Here is a 19,364-nt window from a genome sequence, read left to right on the forward strand (position 1 = left end):
CGACAGAGACATAAATGCTGCWATCAATATCAAAAAATTCTCTCTTCAAGATCAAAATCTTATAGTTATCTGACACCTACGGAACGTAGGGGATGGGCTTGTGGACTTGCGAACAGTCGTTTGAGGGATGAAGCAAGAAGCCCCTTCCTCGCCATCAGGCAGGAAGGGGTAGTTCACTGAACTATCGAGCTTCTCACCAGAGAAGATGTTCTCGAAAAATATGACATTTAAGAATAAAAGTAGAGGGGCTGTAATTCTGGTTTTCAGAAGTCTGAGCCGTTTCTCGATATCCCCCACGCTTGTACCGGAGTCAGCCATAGGTCCCAACAGGTCTTTTTTTATTCCTGAATTTCCTCCTCCCTGCTTTCTGGTTTGATCTCCCGCTCAATAGTCGAAATGGCATACACTTCACCGGCTTTCACCAATGCTGTGGCTGTTAGCCATACATCCAGAATTCGACCGTCCTTAGTGAGTCTCCGGGTGCGGTAAGGTTCAAGAACCTCAGCCTGGCTAAGCTTCTTCAGCATGTCTAACTCATTCTCTTTCCGGCTCTCGGGAACCAGCCTGCTAATGTTCATCGTCAACGCTTCAGCTTTGCTCCAGCCATACATCCTCTCTGCCATCGAATTCCAGGCAAGGATATTTCCCTCCATATCCTGCAAAGTTATCGCATCATTCGCGTCGCGAATTACTACTGCCAGGCGGCGCATGGCCTCAGATTCCTTCAGAATCTCCCTTGCCTGCTTCATCTCTGTAATATCAGTAAAGGTAATCACAGCTCCTTTTATAACGTTTTCAAGGGTGCGATAGGGTCGGATACGCATCAGATACCATGTACCCTCCTTGATTTGAACTTCAATATCTTTGGGTATCAGGCTGTCCAACACCTCCTTTATATCCTCTACCAGGTGGTCATAGCCCGATAGATTTGAGACAATGTGCCCAACAGGTCTTCCCACGTCGGTAGGGATCAGATTGATTATCTGTGTAACAGTAGAAGTGAAACGCAGGATGCGCAGTTGATGGTTCACAAAGATAGTGCCTATTCCTGTGCCTGCCATCAGGTTATTCATATCATCAACGGCCTGCGATAGATCAGCCACCTTTTTTTCCAGTTCGGTATTGACCGTAGCCAGCTCCTCATTAACGGACTGCAGTTCTTCCTTGGAGGTCTCCAGCTCTTCGTTAGTGGATTGAAGTTCCTCGTTGATTGACTGCATCTCCTCGTTTGAGGATTTGAGCTCTTCATTGGAGGTCTCCAGTTCTTCATTGGAAGCTTTGAGATGTTCTTCCTTAATCTGCAGTTCCCGCGTCAGCTCCAGGATACGCACATCAACTTCCGTTGGGCTATCACCGGCACCTACCGAAGGGGTCTTTCCGATTCCGCCTTTCTCCCACTCAGTCGGTTCCTCAAAAGTGATCAGGAACAGGTTTGGTTCGGTGGCTGCAACAGAGCCTGCTGTCATAGGTCGTACAGCCAGATTAACTGTTGTGAAGTCTCCGTTGGTTTTGACCCGCAACCCGGAGTGGAATACCGGCTCTTTACGAGTCACTGCTTTATGCAGGGCTGTGGACAGCTCCTGCCGCAATCCTTCGCGGGCCATCTTCAGGATACTCAGACCAGCTTCACCGGGAGCCGGTTCCAGGTACATACCGGTACGACCATGAAGATAGAGGATGTCGCCTCTCCGATTGATGAGCACACTGACCGGGGCATAATATTGCAGCATCGCCTGTTCGGTCAGCTCGCGCAATTGAAGTTTGCTTTCGACAGGAATCTTACCTGGAAGTCTTTTGGTCTCCCTGCTTCCCAGTCCCGGGGGGATAAATGTCCCTATGGGAAGGCGTCCACCGCTAACACCTTTTTTGCGATACAGCTTCGACTTGCGGTCCAGCGTGTCAAAAAGGCCCTCGAATTCACCCACGGTCTCGGAGGGACCAAGGAAGAGAAACCCTCCCGGGTTCAATGCGTAGTTAAAAAGGGGAATGAGCTTCTTTTGCAGGTCCCTGTCCATATAAATCAGTAAGTTACGGCAACTGAGCAGGTCAAGTTTGGAGAACGGCGGGTCTTTGATAATATCCTGCTCTGAAAAAACTATCATGTCACGAATATTTTTCTGGATGCGGTAGTTGCCGACTGAATCCCTGATAAAGAAGCGCCCCAGCCTTTCCGGTGAGATATCGATGGAGATGGTGGCGGGGTAGACGCCGCTGCGGGCTTTTTCGATGGCTCTCCTGTCAATATCGGTTGCAAAGATTTGTATCTTAAAAATTTGCTTCAACATTTCCATCTGTTCATGGAGCAGGATGCCAATGGAATAGGCCTCCTCGCCTGTGGAGCAGCCAGGAACCCAGACACGTATCGTTGAGTCTGAGTGCTTACCGCTAAAAAGATGGGGGATGATTTTTTCCTGGAGTGCATCGAAAGCTGCAGGATTACGGAAGAAACTGGTGACGCCGATTAAAAAGTCTTGAAAGAGCGCCTCAACTTCGGCAGGTTTTTGCTCTAAATGACGCACATACTCGTCTACACTCTTGATATTCTGGATAGCCATACGCCGCTCGATGCGGCGGCTGATGGTGCTCTGTTTGTAAAGGGAAAAGTCGTGACCGGTCCGTGTGCGCAGCAGGTTGAATATCTTTTTCATCACATCTTCGGCCTGGAGAACCACGTGGGGCCTTTTTCCAAAGGCCTGGTTGACATAGGCAATGAGCTGGGCTGGCATCTCAGCAGGCGGCAGGATGTAGTCTACAAGACCTGTGGCAATGGCGCTTTGTGGCATGCCTTCGTACTCACTGGATTCAAGAGTCTGTGCCATCACCATGCCTCCCTCGGTTTTGATAGCCTGCACTCCCAGCGTGCCGTCGCTGCCTGTACCCGAGAGTACGATGCCAATGGCCATCTCTTGCTTGCTTTGAGCAAGGGATCTGAAAAATAAATCAATCGGCAGGCGATGGCCGCGCGGCTCGGCAGGTTTCAGCAATTGCAGCGTACCGTACTCAAGGACCATGTCATGATTAGGAGGAATGACGTAGATGCAGTCGGGCTGGACAACCATCCCATCCTTGATTTCGTAAACCGGCATCTGTGTATAGCGCCCGATCAGGTCGGTGAGGATGCTTTTGTGGTTCGGGTCTAAGTGCTGCACCAGGATAAAGGCCATACCGAGACTGGCATTGTCGGGAATAGCTGAAAAGAAAGCTTCGAACGCAGCCAGCCCCCCGGCCGATGCGCCGATACCTACAACAGGAAAGCTCTCTTTTGGGGATTCGTTCGAGTCTGCATCCGGGACAGGCTTTTCGTCATCTACAGAGGTCTCTTCTGCAGAATGAAGTTTTTCCTCTTCTGATATTTGTATTTCCTCTTTGCCTGTAGCTTCCTCTTTTTTAGCCATATTACCGCCTCCTTTATACCTCAACCTGGATTATACCTCAACCTGGATTATACCTCAACCTGGATTCTTATAATATCTTTCAAATGCACACTCGACGATGGATCGCCGCCAGGTTTAAGTGCACGATCCGGGACAGGTTTGAACTCATAGCAATTGGTGAAGTCCAGAGAGTTTTCCGCCAGCTGGATGTATTTTTTAAGCTCTTAACCTTAATATAAAGATATTTTCCAGATGAATATAGTATTAATTTCTTAATTGTGAAAAATAAACATGTGTAATAACAGTATAAAACACTGATATATAATATCTTTAATCGAATTCCAACCGGGGAGTTATTTTCAACCCACAAAGACCAGTGAAAACCAGTATTACGTTTAAGCACTAAGAAATAAGATACCTTAAGAGTCCGATAAACATTCAATACATTATTTATGGCTTTATTTTAAATTAAAAGTTTAGAAATACTTATTTTCTTATTTAAACTGTTTTAAGCTATTTTTAATTATAAGTATATTTATATTTGAGCCTGTCAATATAAGTATTATCAATTAATGGACAAGCCTGCAAGACAGCTAAAACGAATTTTTCCAGGGACGAAAGGTCTAGTCGAAGAATGGTCTAGTAGAAATTGCAGGCACAAGAAAATATTAAGTGAGTTAGTTTCAAAGGTTAAATTTTTGACTATAAATCCAAAAATCACAGAATTATATACTAATTAAAGGATTATATAATAATTATAGAATTATATAATAATCATAGAATTATATAATAATCATAGAATTATATAATAGAATCTTTGCATCGATCTATAAATTATTTTCATTCAATTGAACAGAATTAGGAGTTTAATGTATGAGAAACAAAAAATTTGATCGAATAAAAAAGACTCTTGCTGTTTTGCTGGTGCTTTGTTTTGCATTGTCAGTGACAGTTACATCAGCAAACGCAGCTGATAATAGTAAAAATGGCTACAATGATGGCTATAACAAAGGCTACAAAGACGGCAAAAACCAAAGCCAAAAAGACTGCGAGAAATACGGCAGCAGAGAAAACATCTCAAAAATCCCTGATCCTTCCAACAATGATAGCTGGACCAGGCACTATAAAGACAGTTACAACACGGGCTACAAAAAAGGATACATCGACGGCTACAACGGAAATAGATACTCATGCTTAAAGTGAACTCTCCCTTACAACCCTGCCTGAAAGATCAGATTTTTGAGGGGTGAGCTTCCTGGTTAATAGCTCTCTTTTGAGACAAGGTTTCCGGGCTCTTCCTCTCACCCCATAGGTCTATGTTCCAAAGATCAATATCCCAGATATCCTAAAAGGTTTTAATCCTGTAAAATAAATTAGGGGTTTTAATCCTGTAAAGTAAATTAGGGGTTTTGATCTGTAAAGTAAATTCGTTAATATTAAGAGCGGCATTTATACCTCTGTCGTGCTTTGCTTGCAAGCAGGGTAAACTCATTTTCTATCCTTTAACATTAGATCAGCGTTATGGAATTCGCAAACATTACATAGTCTAGAAAAGAGTTCGAGTTGACGATATTCAGAATTGTTTTTTCAAACCATTTTGCTTTGTATTCTACTTTGCTGCAAAGTCCTCAACGCAGAACCCCTATAGCCGAGCAAAATAATGATTCTATTGTATATCTATTATATCCAAAGTTTCTATATTAAAAGTTTCAACAGCTAAAACCTGGTTCCCGCGAAAAGGTTAAAAGAGCTCATACTGGAAATTATTTAAAGACCTCATACTGAAAAGTATTTCCGTGATGTTTATATTTTCATGGAGTTTTGCGAGCCCCCGTTTAGCATTCTTCTTATTGGATAAGCCTTCTTGCTTATTGAGACTCTTTTATGCAGAACTTGAAGAAAAAGTCCTAATGTGTTATAGAAAAGGTGAGACCGTCGGCATGAAAAATTTGCCGCGTTATTGCAATTTTATTGCAATAACAGATTAAACTATATGGCTGTCTGCATATATTTCATAGATTTCTTTAAAAGGAAATAAATAAAAAATGAAATATTTATCTACCATATATACTTACTTAAATATGATTAGTAACCACGTCGATTTGGTATTATTTAAACTAAAAACGTTAATTAATGTATACAGTGAAATCGACCCGTAAATTGATACTAGATATTTGGATCGCATTTTTTATAATATGGGGGTTTGTATTTTATAAAAAATGTCATATAATTAATAATCAAGACTAAAATGGATTTTGACAGACTCAATAAACAGTACATATCAAACGGGGACAGAAAAAGACTACAAAAAAAGAGTTTACAGGCATGAAGAAAGTTCTCATTAAGCCTGCTTCAAAATTCATTATTTACCTTTCCAGGATCAGTTTTGAAACGTGCTCGTAGATAACAAATCCAACCGGACCCTGGTGACTAGCCTTGATCAAAACTGAAAGAACATCCCTCCTGTGTTCAGAAAAAATGTAGATTTTATGATCACGATTTTTATCAGCTGATCCCCACAACTTCAACTTACAATACTGGATTTCTGGTACAAATGAATCTGAGGCTCTACATTATCTGCACTGCTGCTTTACTCGCTTCAGGGGCGCCTGTTTTACTCGCTTCAGGTATACCTTTCTTAGCAGACAGCAATATCACTGCAACAGTTCATGGGGGGACGTATGTATGGGATACCTTTGAACCCATAAACGATACTGTAATTGACATAAATTCCACTCCCCCTCAATCCATAGTAGCAAAAGACGGCACATATTCCTTTGAACTGGTACCCGGAGACTATGCTATTACAGCCAGTTATTACAAGAACAACACCCTAATCTATTCAAAAGAAGCAACTCTCAAGATTGAAGGCGAAGGAGATTATGTGTTAGATCTCCTGCTTTATCCCGTCTCCGAAAATACAGTAACGGAAGCAACCGCAGCTAGAATAAACAATCCCGATAGTGTAAATCCGACCGGGACAGGGAATGACTCTTCAACTATAAGTTACCTACCAGTAGTTCTTACACTTTTTCTTCTACTCGGCGGAAGCTATAGATTTTCCAGAAGGCATAAAAAGATGGAAAAAAACAGGTTTCAGAAAGAGAAAAGTAATACATCTGGACTTCTGGAAAAAATCCTCGGGGAAAGCATCGGTTATGGAGTAAAACCGGAACTCGGAAGCATTAGAGAAACAACCTGCGTTACAGAGCCGATGATGGAACCCGCAGGTAATTCCGAAAATGAAACCGCTGCTCTAAGAAAACCCCCAATTTCTACAGATCTGCGTGAAGTCCTGGACGTAATTAGAGGACATAAGGGAAGGATTACCCAGAAAGACCTGCGTGGCAGGTTGGAGTATTCCGAAGTAAAAGTCAGCCTCTTGCTTTCAGAGCTGGAAAAGAGAGGACTGGTTAAAAAGTTCAAGAACGGGCGCGAGAATATTGTGATTCTAATAGACGAGGACGAGAAAAATTAAAATTCACGTGACTTAGCAACATGACTTAAAATCCTCATTTTATCATTATCATTAACTTTCTTTAAATCAAAGTTGCACTGTCACACCGCTCTGCAAACAATAACGATGTTTATACCATCGCTTTTCGTCAATGGAACTACTCAAAATAAAATATTCTTATATGCAGGATTTCCTGAATCTTGGTTTTCTGAATTTACGCGATTGAAACTGTTTTTCGGTGTCCTCTGCTGTTCCTCAATAAGTGCTTGATTGTTTAAGCGGTCAGATGGTAACCGGTCCATTTCCAATAGCTCGACAGAACTTAGGAAAAGAAACAAAAAGAAAAGCTCGACAGGAATAAGAAGCAAAAAGAAAAGTAAGAAGCAAAAAGAAAAGTTAGTGAGGGTTCACTTTACCCACCTATCCGAAGGGCAGGATACTCGTGACCCTCCACACTCCCTCAATGGTAAAGAGCCTTACTTTTTTTGGACCTTGCTGCTTCTTTACCATGAGAGTGTGCGACAAGACATTCATAGATTTATTTTTACAATCTGGTTTCACTATTTGGCTCACGGTTTATTTCATTAACATCCGTAACTGCCGCAGGAACTCTTATAGCTGAACATCCACTTCATATACATTTTGAACCATTTCATGTAAAGTATGAACCATTTATGGTAGTCATTGCCACGTTTCTTATTGTCCCACTTTTTCCTGTCGTTGTCCCATTTCTTTTTATCGTTGTTCCACTTTTTCCTGTCGTTGTCAAATTTTTTCTTTTTGCTGTCAAATTTGTTCTTGTCGTCAAATTTGTTCCTGTCGTCAAATTTGTTCCTGTCGTCAAACCTGTTCTTGCCGTCGTCCCGTTTATTCTTGTCACCGTACCCAGGTGCTGCGCTTGCTGATGCGGCTGTCACTGACAGTAAGAAACATACTGCCATGAAAATACCCAGTATCTTTTTCATTTTCAAACTTAACCCACTCCCAGAATTTATTTAAACATTTTATTTTATTTTATTTTATTTTATTTTACATATTTCTTTAATACTAGTAAATCAGTACCGATAGACAGACCTACAGACCTTTCAGATTTGTTTCTGAACCCATCGGTTTTGTTCATTAAGCTAGCTTCCGGCCGTCTGCCGATAGCTGAAACCAACTTATGTTCTAATTGTCTTGCCGACTACCTGCGGCTTGACAACTCTAAAATTGACTAGATTAAATATAAATATACTTATAGTAATAATGGCTTAAAAAGGTTTAATTAATAAAATAAGAGTTCAAAAGGATTCAATTCGTAAAATAAGGGTTTTTAAACTTTTAAAGTAATTTATACTCATAAATAGCATATTTAATACTTAAAAAGCAACTTAAACTTAAACTTTTGAGGAAAAGTTACTGAAAATCTCAGGCATAAAAATCTCTCTTTATTTTTCCAGAATAGAGGGAAGAGGTTCGTTTTTTCAAATTTGATCAATAATTCACATCCATATCATATCTCCCAGGTATTCCTTATTGACCGTCGGTTAAGGAATTTTCTTGTCTAAAACATAAGTTCATTTTAAAGCAAAAAGAGTTTTAGGGGGATTTATCTATGAAATAAGTCTTTTTAAACCTTTAATTTAATATATATGCAGAAATAACATATTAAACCTTATAAAACCCTTTGAAAATCGCATATTTATAAAAAGAAGTAATGTATTGCATATTCAGAGGTTTCAAGACACAAGCATAAAGAAACCTCTATTGCAACTGTTGAAAGTGCAGGACTTACTCAGTCTAACTGAAATACCAGCAGAATGAGACTTGAAAATATATATCATCTTTGTGATTTGCCGGGTGCGGTAAGGTTCCATGAACCAAGCTGGTTGCTGCTTCAATGTAGCCGGTTTTCCTTCTTTTCAACTCCTTTCCTTCCCTTCCCTCAGGCTCCTTTTTTTCTCCAGCTGCTTTTTTTCCTTTTCAGCTATTTTTCTTCTCTTCGATTCCTCCGGAACCAGGCTGCTACGTTCATTGCCAGTGTTCCGTCTTCACTCCAGCCACAAATCTTCTCAACCTTCTGTTCCAGGCCGATAGGCTCCTCCATATCTCGTGACATTAGATCATCGCATTTCATCGTACAATCGCCTGAATTCTTCACCACCGCAGTCAGGCAGCGACAGTCAAGCTGGAAGGATTCCCATCCATATGCAAGAGCAAATGATATTGCAGACAAAAGAAGATCCTGGAGATTTTAATTCAAAGGGCTAAAAAGAAAGAGAGTAAACTACCAAAGATTAACGCAATATATACTACCAAAGATTAACGCAATATATACTACCAAAGATTAACGCAATATATACCAAAGATTAACGTAATATATACTACCAGAGATTAAAACAGCAGACACGATGAGGTCAACTATTAACGTAATGCTATCTTACAAATTAAAAAATTAAGTAAGATGTGGACTATAAAAACATCTTACTTTTCAAATTAATTGTCGAATGATTTGTATCTTTAACTTTAAAAACCACTTTTAACCTAGCAGAATTTTCATGTCCTCTTCAACGGTTGTGTTAGGTCTGATATTGAAATTTTCGACCAGCACTTTGAGGACGTTAGGCGAAACAAAGGCTGGAAGCGTTGGGCCGAGGGTAATGTTTTTTACGCCCAGGCTCAAGAGGGCGAGCAGGACAAGCACGGCTTTTTGTTCGTACCAGGCTATGTTATAGGAAACAGGCAGGTCGTTTATATCCTCAAGCCCGAAGGCTTCTGCAAGTTTCTGGGCTATTACTACAAGCGAGTAAGAATCATTGCACTGCCCGGCATCGATAACTCTCGGGATTCCCCCTATGTCGCCCAGGTCCAGTTTGTTGTAACGGTATTTGGCACAGCCTGCAGTCAGGATTACAGTGTCTTTCGGGAGCGCTTTTGCAAAGTCGGTGTAGTAAGCCCTTTCTTTGTGCCTGCCATCGCAGCCCGCCATGACCATGAATCTGCTGATCTTTCCGGTTTTTACGGCGTCTATGATTTTATCCGCAACCGAGAGGGCTGCTTCGTGCGCAAAGCCTCCTATAATAGTCCCGCTTTCTAGCTGTTCAGGGGGCTTGCTCGTTTTTGCCTGTTCGAGAAGTGGGGTGAAGTCTTTTGTGCCGTCCTCTTTTTCGTAGATGTGCGTGAGCCCTTCGAAGCCAACAACTCCTGTTGTATAGATCCTGTTTTTGTACGACTCTTTTGGCGGGATTATGCAGTTTGTGGTCATGAGGATCGGACCGTTGAATTTTTCAAACTCCTCGTTCTGCTTCCACCAGGCATTCCCATAATTGCCTGCGAAATTGTCGTACTTCTTGAAGGCAGGGTATGAGTTTGCAGGCAGCATTTCTCCGTGAGTATAGACATCGATCCCTGTAGATTTTGTCTGCTCAAGGAGTTGTTCGAGGTCTCGCAGGTCGTGTCCGCTGATGAGGATGCCAGGCCTATCCCTTACACCGATGTTGACCGCGGTCGGCTCGGGATTTCCGTAAATTTCGGTATTTGCTTTGTCAAGCAGGGCAAGGACGGATACACCTTTTTGCCCGCATTCCAGAACCAGGCCGATAAGGGTTTCAACACCCACGCTGTCGTCTGTGGTAGAAACCAGTCCTTTTTCTATAAATTCAAAGCTTGCTTCGTCTTTATACCCGAGAATATAAGCATGATGAGCATAAGCAGCCAGTCCTTTCATTCCGTATATTAGCAGTTCTCGAAGAGATCTGACATCTTCGTCCTGAGTGGAGTGAACAGCAATGTCCAGACTTTCTATGTTTTCAGGGGTGACTGTAGCCACAGCAGGCAGGTCTTTTTCGGCTGGCAGCGTTCCCGCAGGCAGTTTTGCCTTAATAGAATCACGGATCACAAACCCTTTTTTTATAAGGGACTCAATTGCCTGTCTGTCAAAATTTGTATTTGTAAGGGTGGCAAAGAAACTCTCAAGCATAAAACGATCTGTTGCTTCTTCATTAAGACCTGCGGTCCTTGCCTTCTGATTATAATACGAAATGCTTTTGAGAACATAGAGCAGCCTGTCCTGGAGATCTGCAACTTCCCCCTTTTTGCCGCATACCCCGTTCTTAGTACAACCTTTTACGTTAAGTGCTTCCTGGCATTGGTTACAAAACATACTACTTCACCTCTAAACCTTTATTCGGTAAACTCCCAGTTTTTCTTTCTCTAGGATCTTTTATGCTCTTTTTACTCTATTAAATGTTCTAAGATAAGTATCAAATTCTCTTCTCCGGGACGTGGTGTCTTTTTAATACTGGTATATTTAGAATACTATCCTTTATACGATACCAGCTCATATATAGGAGACAGTTTCGATGTAGGTACCGGGAAAAAACTGCTGCCAGTAATAGTAAAGGAAAGTGATGTCAGTTTGAAGACCTTCCCTTCTTTTACGCACGTTTTATTCTCTTTCAAAGCAGCTACTTACATCAGCCTGAAAGTCATCAGCAATCATTATCAGCAACCATTAAATCATTAGTTTCAAAAACTTGTCAGTCAGGTTTCAAGGTATTTGTTCAGAGTTTAAAAAGGGTTTATACATTAAGTTCAAAAAGTAATTAAAAAGAAAACTAATTTTCGTCGGTTATTCATGTTTTAACGCTTTTTTGAAAATACTCATTATTCCTTTTAACCAGGTAAGTCTCAATATTCTTTCACTTCTTCTGTTTTTCAGGCTCATACGGCTGGATTCCTGCTTCTGGCAGGGGCCGTTTTTTGTACAGCCTTTTCCACTCAGGACTTCGGGATACTGGTCACAGTACATTTTGCTGCCTCAAACTTTTTGCTGAATTATCTGGTTCTTTTGTCGTTTTCTCTTTCTTCTGGATTAATTTCGATAGAAATTCGAGTATATTTTTAATACCGGTATATTTAAGATACTATGACTATGCTGTATTTTAATGCATATATAGCAAGCAGTTTCAAAGCCGATATCTTGATGTACCTATTGTCAACGAAAACATTTATCTCCAAGTAAACATTCTTTTCCGCTACCAGTTTGAGATTATTTTAAGGTTAACAATAAGGCAAATTTTTAACAATAAGGAAAGTTTAACAATACAGCCAGTAAGACGATTGACCTGGCAGCCGACAAAAAAAGCAAAAATCCGAAAAAAATCTGAAAAAAAATCTGAAAAAAAATCTGAAAATTTGCCCTGTAAGCAGTGAGGGTCCAGTTTCATGAGCAGGAAAACAACTTATCCGAAAGTAATGTGCACGCAGCATCCGGATTCTGCATCAAGGTATATTTCCACGCAGGAAGAGCCCGGAGAAGCCATTGAAGCTGCGGTGGTGTTCGGCTGTGACGAATACATGCCGGATTATGAAGGGAAAGCAACCCCCTACCATCAGAATGTTCAGATCGTATCAAAATTCATAGAAGAAACAGACCTTGTGCCCGGAAAAGATATTTTTATCACACCGCGGGCTCCGAGTGCAGTTCAGGAAAACCGGTTCAGGCAGCTCATGGTCATGATGTCCATTGCCGAAGCCAACCATAGCGCCCTTGAATACTCGGATGTACAGGCAATCAATGAATTTGTACATCCCATGACAGGCACTGTCAGGGAAATACTTGATGCTCAGCAGCATATGGTGGACGTAAGCGAGCTTGCAAAAAAGGAATTCGGGTTTTCAATGGAAGTCCCGCGAATAATTCCTCTTATAGAGGATGCTCCTGCGCTGCTGCATGCAAAGGAACTTACAGAAAGTACAATCCTTTCCTGGAAAGATCGCTTCGGAACAACTCCTGAGAAATTCAGGGTTTTCCTCGGCAAATCCGACTCCGCTCTTTCTTTCGGACATGTGGCAAGCACGCTCTCATGCAAATACGCAATAAACGTGATTTCCGAGCTGGATTCGGAACTCGATACCGAAACAGGCATTATATTCGGAGCAGGGACTCTGCCCTTCCGAGGCCATCTGGACCTGAAAAATGCGGAAAACTTTTTCAGGGAATACAGGGGCATAGGGACGATCACCCTGCAGTCAGCTGTCAGGTACAGCCACGGAAAAGGAGATGCTGAAGCCCTGGTCCGCCTTGCAGAGACAAGACTTCCGGAATCTCCGAACATTTATTCCAGTGAAGAAAAAGAGGAGATTGTAAACCTTATAGGAATTTTCGGAACAAGATATAGCCGTATTATCCGAGAACTGTATTCAACCATAAACCAGCTCTCAGGCCTTCTACCCCAGCAGCGGGACCGCCTGATGCATAAAGGAAGCGGCGGTTACTCAAGAAGTACTCCCGATATCTCAGGCCTGGTAAGCCTCTGCCGCAGCGATATCGGAAAAGAACTCAAAGCTAGTATGCCTGCAGAAAACCTGCACCTCCCAAGAGCTATCAAGTTCACCGGCGCCCTCTACTCCATCGGCCTGCCTCCAGAATTCATAGGAACAGGTACTGCTCTTGAAGAAGCTCGGGAAAAGCTCGGCGACGAAGCCTGTGAAAGGCTGATTAAGAAATATTTCCCTTCCCTTGGCAGCGACCTGAGCTTTGCATCCGGCTACCTGGACCTGAATGTAGCCTCCCGTTTTATCTCAGAAGCCTGCCTGAAAGAACTCCGTAAAGATGTCGAGGTTTTGCGCGATACCTTCAGCCTTAAAGTCCAGCCCGAACCCTCATACCGCATCCTGCTCGAAATGATGCAGCCCGATCTCCTGCAGGCAGGAAAGAATGGAAACTGTATGGATGAGGAAGTCTCGCAGCTCGTCTGCTCCACCCTTACCAAAATGGGTAAAATAAGAAAGGCTCTGGGTTAATAGAAAAACTTCCCTTAATCTTTTGAAGCCGGTTTTGAATCGATGTATTAATAGGAAGCCTCCGCCAGCTTGTCTGGCGGCCCTTCTCAAAAAGCAGAGGCAAAAAGATGAGAAAATAAATATGACAGGTTAGGAATATTAAGTAAGTACCCTCATAGAATAATTTTTTCTCATTTTTACCTTTTTGATTTCATTTTCAGTCGAATACCCCGCTAGCTTGCTGCGGGGATGGAAAACTTTCCCGGTAAGCGTTAATGATAATATGATTTATCAGTTCCATTTTTGGGCTGTTAATTTCTGCTCAAACTAAATTGTTTAGGGTTATTATCTACTTTAACGGAATTTGGAGCGGTGGCGCGAACATACCCCGTTGCTTGCAGCGGGGTGCGCCACCGCAACTTTGATTTTTAATTTTGGGCTTTTTTCTCATTTCTCAGTTGCTTTTTAATTCCCTCTCTCTCGCTATTCTCTTCTTTTATTACAGGAAAGGCCGCCTTCCTGCGTCGAGCGGGACAATAACGGTTCGATATAGCTAAATAACGTTGCACTGGTAGGAGATATTTATAATTTAATCTTCTTTTAGTCCTCTGTAATTTAATTACTTCAATAATCCATAAATTAGTCCAAGTCCGGCAATAAAAAGAAAGCGTGAAAAAGCCCTTACTGCTGCGTACAACTTAATAAAGTTTAGGAAAAGGGAATATACATTAAAATGGTTCGTTTGTTATCGGTTTGTGAGCTGCCCATCCTGTCTTTCTGTGGAGTTTTTCGTTTACTATTCATCATTTAGTTTGAGTTAACTATACTCATGGAAGCTATGGAATGGTTTTGTTACCAATCGACTTTCATATAATATGTAAAAATAGAACTACTGTAAACAATTCACATTACCTTTAGTTCCTATTAATGGAGCTTATAAAAAAAGTAACAAAACAATCGATAAGGTATGGTGCAAAAATAATATTTATGCAGTTTGATACAATAATTATTATTTCTATGTACCTTTATCAATAACAGACAATAAGGAGTTAAGAGACCGTGACATACGAGATCGCACTTAACAAGGCATGGGGTGAGATTGTAGCGCTAGCTCCTTATCAAAAATACACCGTCAAATTTTTAACTGATATTTATGAAGTAAAAATAATTGATAGGACCGTGCTGATGAGGTCATCTGATGCTCCTGCTAGCGAGGAAACATCCGTACTTATCCTTCGTTACCTCATAGGCATCCTAAAGCATGGGTATAACCAGAAAGGAGAATGGATTTCATTCAAAGAACTTAGGGGTGGACCAAGCTATTATCCAGCTTTTAAAAAAAATACAATCAAACCGATACTGAAAAGCCTTAGAGAAGATCCAGATAGTTTGATCAAGAATCTGACGGGTCGCTTTGGAGGCAAGCTTGTTGAAGGTGGTGATGTCTCGATAGAGCTGGTTACCTTTCCAGATGTTCGTGTCAAGTTTATTTTTTGGTTTGGGGATGAAGAACTTCCACCTGAAGTAATTATACTATTCGATAGGGAATTGGCAGAGATTTTTACCACAGAGGAAATTGCGACCTTAATGTTTTTCTTGGTTATAGCATTGTTGGCTAATAAATTAGATCCTGTTTTAGAACTCAATTTGACCTCCATAATTGGGACAGAATTGTAAATTCGGGTTCTGTGCACTAATCACCCAAAATATAGAAGGTTCATATTTTTAGCAAAAAACCACTTATTTTTATTACTATTTTCAGAATATTCCTCACAGAATACGAACTTTTTAATATAATATTCATGAGTTCTGTCAAGTCTATGGGAATAAGAGTTTTTCCCAGCAACTGTTAAAATGATACCTGTATTAATTTTACCTATTTGCTTCTAATACTTTTTTTGCATTTACTCTTGGGGTTATCAATAAGCTGGTTTCAAAATTCCGTCTATTAATGTTTTTGACCAAAAATAGGGATCTCATTTAATTCTATTGTCCTTGATTTCCATGCTCACAAATATTAGTTTAGAGGGATCGAGGTAGTTTTGAAACGAGCTCAATAGGAAAAAAACTTCTACCAAAAATGGAGTGAACTTCATGATGCTTAATTTTCACATATGTATGGGTTTTATATTCCATAGTATCTGGAATGAATATAAGCTCAAACACATAGCCAGGTTTAACCAATTATGATTTAAAAACGAGTAAACAAAAGATTCCCTGATATGAAGCAAAATATCTGATTTCAAAGATGACTTTATAAAGTAAATTATTGAGAGTAATCAAATTCAAGCGGTTTTGAGAAAATAGTCAACCGTGTTACAAACACATATAAATTTATGGTGATTTGTAAGATTTATCTGCTTTTTAGTAATTAATTTATTTTTTATGAACAAGATTATAGCTAAAATTTAGAGTAAGCACTTCAGCAGCATGGTATATGAAACTTGTAGATCTCATAGAATCCATAGAGCGCATGGAAATTATTGCATTTTTTTACTATTTTCTAAATACACTTACATAATTGGTGCAAAGAAAAAATAATTCTCTGCACCTCAATACTTTCTCATAAACCTTCACTTCTTATGCAAATCAGGTTCTTTTATTAGGGGCTACCTTTTGTAAAACTGGCACAAAGTGGAAGCATTCGCCTGGAGCTGTGCTGGGATCTATATGAATAGTAGTGCCTGAAAAATGTGGCAAATTCTTCAGAAGCTTTTCTCTTATTGCATTGGCAATTTCGTGTCCCTCTTCAACTGATAGTGAAGATGAAACAGCAACGTTGATCTCTGCATGAAGCCTATGACCTATCCAACGAACTCTAAGATCCGTGACTTCGCAAACCCCATCGACACTTTCAGCAATACTTTTTACTTTATCGATGATATCAGGCTCAACCCCATCAAGAAGACGAGTAAATACAGGCTTACTTGTATCAATAACTATTTTCAGAATAGTTATTGTAATCAGCAGACCAATAAGTGGATCAATTATTGGATACCCTAACCATACTCCTATTGCTCCTATAAGTACTGCAAGACTGGTCAAGCCATCAACTCTGGCATGATAACCATCAGCAACTAGGGCTGCACTGCCAATTTCATTTCCAACTTTTATCCTCACCTGTGCCACTATTTCATTTCCAATGCAGCCAATAATTCCAGCAGCAGCTACAGCATATAAATGCTTTATTGGCTGGGGATTAAAAAGCCTGTTAATAGATTCATATCCTGCTACAATTGCACTGAACAAGATCAGGAGAACGATAATCACACCTGCAATATCTTCCATTCTGCCATATCCATAGGAAAAGCTTTTGCTTGGCTTCCTTCTTGCCAAGATAAAAGCTATTGCAAGGGGGATTGCAGTTGCAGCGTCCCCGAAATTATGAATTGTGTCCGCAAGAAGGGCAACACTTCCAGACATAAAAACAATGATAAATTGCAGAATCGCTGTTACCATCATTCCTATAAATGACCATTTAAGAACCCGGAGCCCTTTACTCGTAGCAAGTGTAGAGGGATCCACCTTTCCATGAGTATGGCTGTGCCCGTGAAAATGAGAGAAAAACCCATGTTTATGATTTTGCTCATGGAGGTCCTCAGAAGTATTGTTATTCTCACTTAATTGATTGTTAGTATTCTCACGGTTCATTTTTTCACCAAATTTAATTTAGTTTTTAAGTCTAAGCTTAGTAAATGTTTTTATAAATAATTATTTATAAATATGATCTCATTTCTTATGCTTTTCATCATAAGTTTTTATAAAGAATTAATACCGATAGAAAGTTTCTCATAATGCCATTTATTCCAAATTTAAGGCAAATGTGGCAAGCATAGAAGAATCTACTTTTCCGTAAGTCAAGTTGTGAAAAACACCACCAGGGGAATCGTCACTATACTTACAGCCAGCGTTGCAGCCGTTATTCCAGCGGCGTAGGCACCTTCGTGTCCGTATAGCTTTGCGATCATTGGCACGACCGTCATCGTCGGCAGGGACATCAGGATGATCATGGACCAGATCATGTTATTCGGCAGACCCGTCATCAACAGGAGCTTGCCCAAAAGGATCGGCAAAACGATCATTTTAACAACAATGCCGAAATACAGATCTTTTGTTTTGAATGCGGTCTTCCAGTCGGAGTAGAAGATCAAGGCGCCCAGATAGATCATGGCCATAGCACCGACCGCGTTTTTGATCGTCTCAAGTGTATCATCAACGACCGTGGGCAGCTTGACACCGATCATAATGAAGATGAGTGCCAAAGCAATCGCAACGATGTTGGGGTTCACAAAGCTCTTTAATGTTATTTTCGCTTTTTTATCGGATGCAGTTGCAAGATACACCCCATAAGTCCAGAACAGGAGTTGATCGACAATACTGAACAACGCTAGATACAAAATGCCGTCCTTCGGAAATAGAGCTATAAGCAGCGGTACACCGACAAATCCGGTGTTTCCGAAAATGAACGCAAACTGAAAAACCTTTGCTTTGTCGCCGGTCGGGCGAAGCCCTTTTGCTATAATCCAGGTAACGGCTGAAATGATCACATAAAACAGAGCCGCAAGACCGATCATTGCGGCATTCTCCCAGACCATCTGCCTTGTCGTTCCGGCATAGGTCATATAAAAGATCAGCACAGGCAGAAAGATCTTTGAAACCAGTTTAGCAAGATCCGGTAGATAATTTTCCTGGATAACACCCTGCTTAGCCGCCACATTTCCGACTAGAAGAATACTGAAGAAAAGGATCATCTGATGAATGACGATTGAAAACAACATCTTGTAAATCTCCTTTTTGTTTATCTTAAAAGCGCGATAGGAATGCTGAGCCACACACGCGCCTGCGATATTTGCGAATCAGTTCATGTAATTATATTCCCATCGTCTATAAGACTATAGGCAAATACTTATAGTCAAGACGTTATGTATTTACTAACACTCAAATACTTATCATCAAGACTCAATATCCGCTTACTGATGCTTATTATTACTATTATTACTATTATTATTATTATTATTATTATTATAAGGACATTTGTTACAGGCAAAATTATATTGGCATCTCTCAAAGGCTGTCTTAAATAGTTCATCTATGTCCTTTCTATATTCAGCCAACACATCGGAATTAATTTTATAGAAGATTCTAAAACCTCTTCGATTTTCTTCAAGTATTCCAATATTCTTTAAAATTTTTATATGCTGGGATGTGGCTGGTTGAGAAATGCCAAGTTGTTTAGCTACATCAGAAACACAAAAGATTTCGTTATTATTAGAAGCAAATATTTTTATTATTTTTAGCCTTTTCTCATCACCAAGGGCTTTGAGAACTTCAGCCATGTTTTTTATATGACCTTCCACTAATTCACCTCTTAATTATAAGCATATAAGCATTCTCTTATACATATTTGTCAGGTATTATAAATAATTTTTTCATTTTCCCTGTTTCGCCAAATACTGGAAGTTATACTCTAGCAAAAGAGGTATCTTCTTCAAGTTAGGTGGAAACCCCTTCATTTTTCAATTAAATCCACTTTTCTTTTTGTTTTATCCTGAAATTATTTCACTTTGACACTTTTAGGAGCATCTAAGGCTAATCCCCGTCATTTTAATGGCGGGATACAGCCGTCAACTTCTACATAACAACTTTTATTTAGGTAAAATTACATTATACTGTAATATGCCTAAAGTTAATCGTTATAGAATCTATCCAACAAAATCACAGATTACAGAACTTAATTCTACTCTGGAACTTTGTAGATGGGTTTATAA

13 protein-coding genes are annotated in these 19,364 nt (G+C 40.4%); 5 read left to right on the forward strand and 8 right to left on the reverse strand.

The genetic code is table 11. The annotated features are described in order from the left end of the window. Window positions 1–338 precede the first annotated feature (338 nt). The gene (locus FXV91_RS12865) at window positions 339–3,395 is read right to left on the reverse strand and encodes a chemotaxis protein CheB (RefSeq protein WP_229390999.1); all 3,057 of its coding nucleotides are present in this window, start codon (window positions 3,393–3,395) and stop codon (window positions 339–341) included. 852 nt (window positions 3,396–4,247) lie between these two features. Here FXV91_RS12865 and FXV91_RS12870 point away from each other — a divergent pair. Both FXV91_RS12870 and FXV91_RS12875 read left to right on the forward strand, forming a co-directional pair. Further along, complete coding sequence (locus FXV91_RS12870) at window positions 4,248–4,577, forward strand: hypothetical protein (protein ID WP_229391000.1); 330 nt, start codon at window positions 4,248–4,250, stop codon at window positions 4,575–4,577. Window positions 4,578–5,928: 1,351 nt separating this feature from the next. Further along, window positions 5,929–6,852, forward strand: a complete 924-nt coding sequence (locus FXV91_RS12875; RefSeq protein ID WP_229391001.1) for a winged helix DNA-binding protein — start codon at window positions 5,929–5,931, stop codon at window positions 6,850–6,852. A gap of 563 nt (window positions 6,853–7,415) precedes the next feature. On the opposite strand, the gene FXV91_RS12880 is transcribed toward FXV91_RS12875, so the two are convergent. The 4 genes from FXV91_RS12880 to FXV91_RS12895 all read right to left on the reverse strand — a co-directional run bounded on the left by FXV91_RS12880 (window position 7,416) and on the right by FXV91_RS12895 (window position 11,620). Beyond that, complete coding sequence (locus FXV91_RS12880) at window positions 7,416–7,796, reverse strand: hypothetical protein (protein WP_229391002.1); 381 nt, start codon at window positions 7,794–7,796, stop codon at window positions 7,416–7,418. A 1,001-nt stretch (window positions 7,797–8,797) separates the two neighbouring features. Beyond that, on the reverse strand, window positions 8,798–9,046 hold the full coding sequence (locus FXV91_RS12885; protein ID WP_229391003.1) for a hypothetical protein: 249 nt from the start codon (window positions 9,044–9,046) through the stop codon (window positions 8,798–8,800). A gap of 303 nt (window positions 9,047–9,349) precedes the next feature. Beyond that, complete coding sequence (hcp, locus tag FXV91_RS12890) at window positions 9,350–10,972, reverse strand: hydroxylamine reductase (protein ID WP_229391004.1); 1,623 nt, start codon at window positions 10,970–10,972, stop codon at window positions 9,350–9,352. Window positions 10,973–11,440: 468 nt separating this feature from the next. Beyond that, window positions 11,441–11,620, reverse strand: coding sequence for a hypothetical protein (locus FXV91_RS12895; protein ID WP_229391005.1), 180 nt, complete (start codon window positions 11,618–11,620; stop codon window positions 11,441–11,443). A 416-nt stretch (window positions 11,621–12,036) separates the two neighbouring features. On the opposite strand from FXV91_RS12895, the gene ppcA reads away from it, so the two are divergent. Both ppcA and FXV91_RS12905 read left to right on the forward strand, forming a co-directional pair. Beyond that, window positions 12,037–13,617 carry a phosphoenolpyruvate carboxylase gene (gene ppcA, locus FXV91_RS12900; protein ID WP_229391006.1) on the forward strand — a complete coding sequence of 527 codons (1,581 nt, stop codon included), beginning with the start codon at window positions 12,037–12,039 and terminating at the stop codon, window positions 13,615–13,617. A 1,038-nt stretch (window positions 13,618–14,655) separates the two neighbouring features. Further along, the gene (locus tag FXV91_RS12905; RefSeq protein ID WP_229391007.1) at window positions 14,656–15,273 is read left to right on the forward strand and encodes a DUF3786 domain-containing protein; all 618 of its coding nucleotides are present in this window, start codon (window positions 14,656–14,658) and stop codon (window positions 15,271–15,273) included. A gap of 912 nt (window positions 15,274–16,185) precedes the next feature. Here FXV91_RS12905 and FXV91_RS12910 read toward each other — a convergent pair. From FXV91_RS12910 to FXV91_RS12920, 3 genes are all read right to left on the reverse strand, one after another. Beyond that, complete coding sequence (locus FXV91_RS12910) at window positions 16,186–17,247, reverse strand: cation diffusion facilitator family transporter (RefSeq protein WP_229391008.1); 1,062 nt, start codon at window positions 17,245–17,247, stop codon at window positions 16,186–16,188. 206 nt (window positions 17,248–17,453) lie between these two features. Next, on the reverse strand, window positions 17,454–18,428 hold the full coding sequence (locus FXV91_RS12915; RefSeq protein WP_229391009.1) for an AEC family transporter: 975 nt from the start codon (window positions 18,426–18,428) through the stop codon (window positions 17,454–17,456). Between the two features lie 138 nt (window positions 18,429–18,566). After that, window positions 18,567–18,953, reverse strand: coding sequence for a metalloregulator ArsR/SmtB family transcription factor (locus FXV91_RS12920; RefSeq protein ID WP_229391010.1), 387 nt, complete (start codon window positions 18,951–18,953; stop codon window positions 18,567–18,569). A gap of 319 nt (window positions 18,954–19,272) precedes the next feature. On the opposite strand from FXV91_RS12920, the gene FXV91_RS12925 reads away from it, so the two are divergent. Further along, window positions 19,273–19,364: helix-turn-helix domain-containing protein (locus FXV91_RS12925; protein WP_229391242.1), on the forward strand; the 92-nt coding region annotated here is incomplete at its 3' end.

The sequence above is a fragment of the Methanosarcina sp. DH2 genome, assembly GCF_020804225.1.
Taxonomy (GTDB): domain Archaea; phylum Halobacteriota; class Methanosarcinia; order Methanosarcinales; family Methanosarcinaceae; genus Methanosarcina.